A 4,232-nucleotide genomic window follows, 5' to 3' on the forward strand; every position below is an offset into this window, starting at 1 on the left:
GGTCCGCGGAGGCGTTGGCCTGCCACGCGTACAGGTCCTTCGGCTCCAGCCGGCCCCTGTTGACGCGGTCGCCCGGCCGGCCGCGGACCCCGACGATCCGCCCGTGCCGGACGGCGATGTCCATCGCGTCACCGCCGGAATGCAGGAGCGAGGCCGCCCGCACCCACGTGTCGACGTCCTCCTCTGCCACACCCTCGGCCAGGCAGGAGTCCGTACGGACAGGCCACTTTCCGCCTCGCTCATACGGTGTGCGCGCTCCCCAAGGGTCGGCGATCCGATCGCCGGGTACCCGTACCGGCTCCAGCCTCACAGCCGCTCCTCTCCGCAGTGCGCGCCGCACGCGCCGGCCTCTCGACCAGCGGCGCCTACCCCAGAGCCTCCGCCCGACACCGCTCGCTCCGCAGGCGTGAGGGACGCGCAGCGGGGCAAGCGCCGCCTTCGCGCGCCTCGGGGCGGGCCCGGGTCAGGCCGCACCGGACGCCGGTGGGCGGTGCGGTGAGCTGCCGTAACTCTCTGTGTTCTTTGGCCGCACGCCGGTGTGGAGTGTGTATGGCCGGCGGCACGGTGGAGTGGTTCAGCCCGGAGAAGGGCTCATCGCCCAGGACGGCGCTTCATGGGATGCGACTGCCCCATCGAGCGGCTCAGCGGGCCTGTCCGGGACGGTCGCGGATGTCGAAGAGGTCGAGGACCCCGGTCAGCTCCATCACCCGGCGCAGCTGGTGGGGGAGCGGGCCCCGCAGGGCCAGAGGGCGGGTGTTGCGCAGCCGGACCAGGGCGTTGAGGAAGCTGGAGTCGGCGAACGACACCCCCGCCACGTCCACCACCAGGGGACCGGCCGGGGAGTCCTCGTCGGCGCAGGCCTCCACCAGCACGTTGATGGTGTCCAGGTCGAAGTCGCCGGAGCAGACGACCACCCGCACACCGCCGACGTCGGTCTTCACCGTCACCTGGGGCACAGTCACCAGACCTCCCGAACAACCGCCAGTGGATCTCCACGGTGACCGTACGGCATGCCCCACACCCGCCGACACCCCCTACAAGGTCACCACCCGATGGCGAGGGCGAACGAGAGGCGGGTCCCCCCCCCGCCGACGGGCCCGGCCTGGGCGGAGGCGGCCCGCACGCCGCGCCGTTGACCTTCCGGCTCCGGTCACCGAACATGGCGCGACACACCGCCCCCCGTGGGGCGGACCAGGGGGGTGGGAGCGGTGGGGAGTCCGTTGTTACCGGACGATCCGGAGCGGATCGGCGCGTACTGGCCGGCTTCACGGCTCGGCGAGGGGGCCCAGGGGGTCGTGTACGAGGCGTACGACCGGGCCGGGAACCGGGTGGCGGTGAAGGTACTGCGCCGCTCCGCCGACGAGGCGGTGCGCCGGCTGTTCCGCCGCGAGGCGCAGGCCGCGCAGCGCGTGGCCGGCTTCTGCACCGCCCGGGTGCTGGAGGTGTCATCCGGATCCGACGAGCCGTACCTCGTAGGGGAATACGTGCCGGGCCCCTCACTCGGCGCCCGCGTCCGCGACGGCGGACGGCTGGCGGCGGACGAGGTGGTCCGGCTGGCGATCGGGATCGCCACCGGCCTGGCGGCGATCCATCGGGCAGGGGTGGTGCACCGGGACCTCAAGCCGGGGAACGTCTTGCTCGGCCCGGACGGTCCCCGCATCATCGACTTCGGCATCGCCCGGTCCCTCGACATGTCACAGACCGCCAGCGGCGTGATCATGGGAACGCTCGGCTACATGGCGCCCGAGGTGCTGTCGGGGAAGCGGGCCGGACCGGCCGCCGACGTCTTCGCCTGGGGCGCCACCGTCCTCTACGCGGCTTCGGGCGAGGAACCGTTCCGTGGCGAAACCCTGGTCGAGACCGCCTACCGGACCGTACGCCACCGCCCCGACCTGTCCACCGTGCCGCCCTCCTTGCGCGCTCTGGTGGACCGCGCCCTGTCGCAGGATCCCGGCCTCCGCCCGACCGCCACGGAGATCCTGCTGTTCCTGCTGGGTGACCCGGCCGACGAGCCCGCACCCGCGTCCAGACCCCGGACCGGGGCGGGGCCCGCCGAAAGCCCTCCCGAAAGCCCCGCCGTCGACCCCCGGATCGCCCTGATGCAGGTCGGCGCCCGCCGGGCCGGCCCCGCGGCACCGGACGCCCGCGACCGGGTCCCCACCCTGGGCGAGCGGGCCGAGGCGGCCTGGGCGGTGCTGCCCGAACGGGTAAGGCCCCTCGCCCACGAGCTCCTGCTCCGCCTGGTCGTGCCCGGCCCGTCGCCGGACGGCTCCGAGGACACGGTGCGCTCCGCGTCCCCGGCCGAACTCCTCGCCGGCCGGCCCGGCACGGAGCAGCACGCCATGACCGCTGCCGTCGCCGCCCTCACCTCGGGCGGGGCGCTGCTCGTGCTTCCCGACGGCGGGATCCGCCCCGCCCCCGCCCTCATCCCCGCCTGGCCCCGCCTGCGTGGCTGGATCGAGACGGACCGCGCCGGTACGGCCGTCCGCTTCTGGCTCACCACCACGGCACTGGTCTGGGAGGGCAACGGCCGCCGGAGCGAGGACCTGCCGCACGGCAGCGCATGGGAGAGGTGCGCGGCCTGGTTGCCGACGGCACCGCTCCACCTGCGTCCCAACCCCTTGGAATCCGCCTGCGCGAACGCCGCGTCGGCCCTCGCACGACGTACCGTGCGCCGCCGTCGGCGGTTCCGGGCAGGGCTGTCCGTCGTCACCGCCCTGGCGCTCCTGGCCGGCGGGGCGGCATGGCTCCAGTCCCGCGAGATCGACCGCAGACGGGCCGAGGCCACGGCGCGGACGACCGCCCAGTCCGCCGAGACCCTGCGCGGCACCGACCCGGTCGCGGCGATGCTGCTGGGGCTGGCGTCCTGGCGGGTGGCGGAGGTGCCCGAATCGCGGGCAGCCCTCATCGCCGCCGCCTCCCAGCGCGAGATCCAGGCCACCACCACACCCGCGTTCGCCTACGGCGAGAACAGCGAGCGCATGCTGTCGGGCACCGGACGGGAGGCGTTCCTGTTGTCTCCCGCGGGCCTGAGGTCGGTCGCCCTGACCGGCGCGGACCGGGGCCGCGCGCGTACGCTCCTGCCGCCCGGCGCCAAGACGGGTCTCCTGGGGTCGTCACACCTGAGCGAGGACGGCTCCCTCGTCGTGGTCACGGCTCCGGACGGCGGGACGCTGCAGGTCGTCTCGACCCGGGACGGCAAGGCGCTCGCCGCGCCGCTGCCGCTGAACGGACGCCAGGTGTCCGGCGTGACCAACAAGGGCGAACTGGTCCTCGGCTCGCCCACGGGCGGCACGGAGCTCGTCTCACCGGGGGGCAGCACGATCACGGGCGTTCCCGCAGACGCGTCCGTCGCGCCGGACGGTCGCCACATCGTGTCCTGCTCGACGGCCGGGGTCACCGTCCGGCCCGTCGACGGAGGGCCGGGCGTCCTGGTGCCCCGGCCTCCCGGCTCCCAGGAGCCCACCTGCAACAGAAATCTCCTGTTCAGTCCGGACGGCGGCCGGCTCGGCGCGATCAGTGTGTCCAACGACGGGAAGTCCTGCGACGTCGTCGTGTACGACCTGGCGGCCCGGCGCGTCGTGGGTGAGGCCGCCGGGCTGGGCGCCGAACCGCGGTTCAGTTCGCGGGGCAATTACCTCGTGTCCACGAACACCACCAACGGGACCGAGGTCTGGAGCGCGGACGGGGGAAGCCTGCCCGTCGCACGGGTTCCGGCGGCCGGCCTCAACAACCTCACGAGCGCCCGTATCCCGGTCACGGACCTGGCCCTGGACGAGGAGACCGAGAGCCTCCTGCAGTGGACCGGCGACACCGTCCACCGTCTCGATGTGTCCGGGGCGCTGGCCCCGGGACCCCCCGTCCGGACCTACGTGAACACCAGGGCGGTCTCCGGCGGGGGACGCGCGGCCCTGGTCACCGAGAGGTTCTCCCCGGACCTCAGCGGCCGTTCGGACCGCTTCCAGGGCAGGGTGGTCGACACGCGTACCGGCAAGGACGTGGTGCCGGCGTTCCGCCAGAACCTGTGGGTCGCCCAGGACCTGCCCAGCACCGCACTCGGCGACATCAGCGACGACGGCCGGCTGATCGCGTTCACCCAGGCCGGGGCGGACGACCGGTACGGCATCACCTTGCGGGAGGTCGGCACCGGCCGCGACGTACTGCACTGGGCGTCCGCGGAGGGCAGCGGACCCGCCTGGGTGGACCTGGCCCCCGACGGGGCCCACATCGCC

At 74.2% G+C, this 4,232-nt stretch carries 2 protein-coding genes and 1 pseudogene; 1 reads left to right on the forward strand and 2 read right to left on the reverse strand.

The features are described from left to right. Together VR44_RS42645 and VR44_RS16175 are read right to left on the reverse strand one after the other, a co-directional pair. Positions 1-310: pseudogene (locus tag VR44_RS42645) on the reverse strand (nitrate reductase); the annotation flags it as partial. Between the two features lie 331 nt (positions 311-641). Continuing rightward, positions 642-962 carry an STAS domain-containing protein gene (locus VR44_RS16175; protein WP_157880319.1) on the reverse strand — a complete coding sequence of 107 codons (321 nt, stop codon included), beginning with the start codon at positions 960-962 and terminating at the stop codon, positions 642-644. Positions 963-1,208: 246 nt separating this feature from the next. Here VR44_RS16175 and VR44_RS41250 point away from each other — a divergent pair. Further along, positions 1,209-4,232, forward strand: a 3,024-nt coding sequence (locus tag VR44_RS41250; protein ID WP_169791014.1) for a serine/threonine-protein kinase, incomplete at its 3' end; no start/stop codon positions are given.

The sequence above is a fragment of the Streptomyces katrae genome (genome assembly GCF_000966975.1).
Classification (GTDB): domain Bacteria; phylum Actinomycetota; class Actinomycetes; order Streptomycetales; family Streptomycetaceae; genus Streptomyces; species Streptomyces katrae.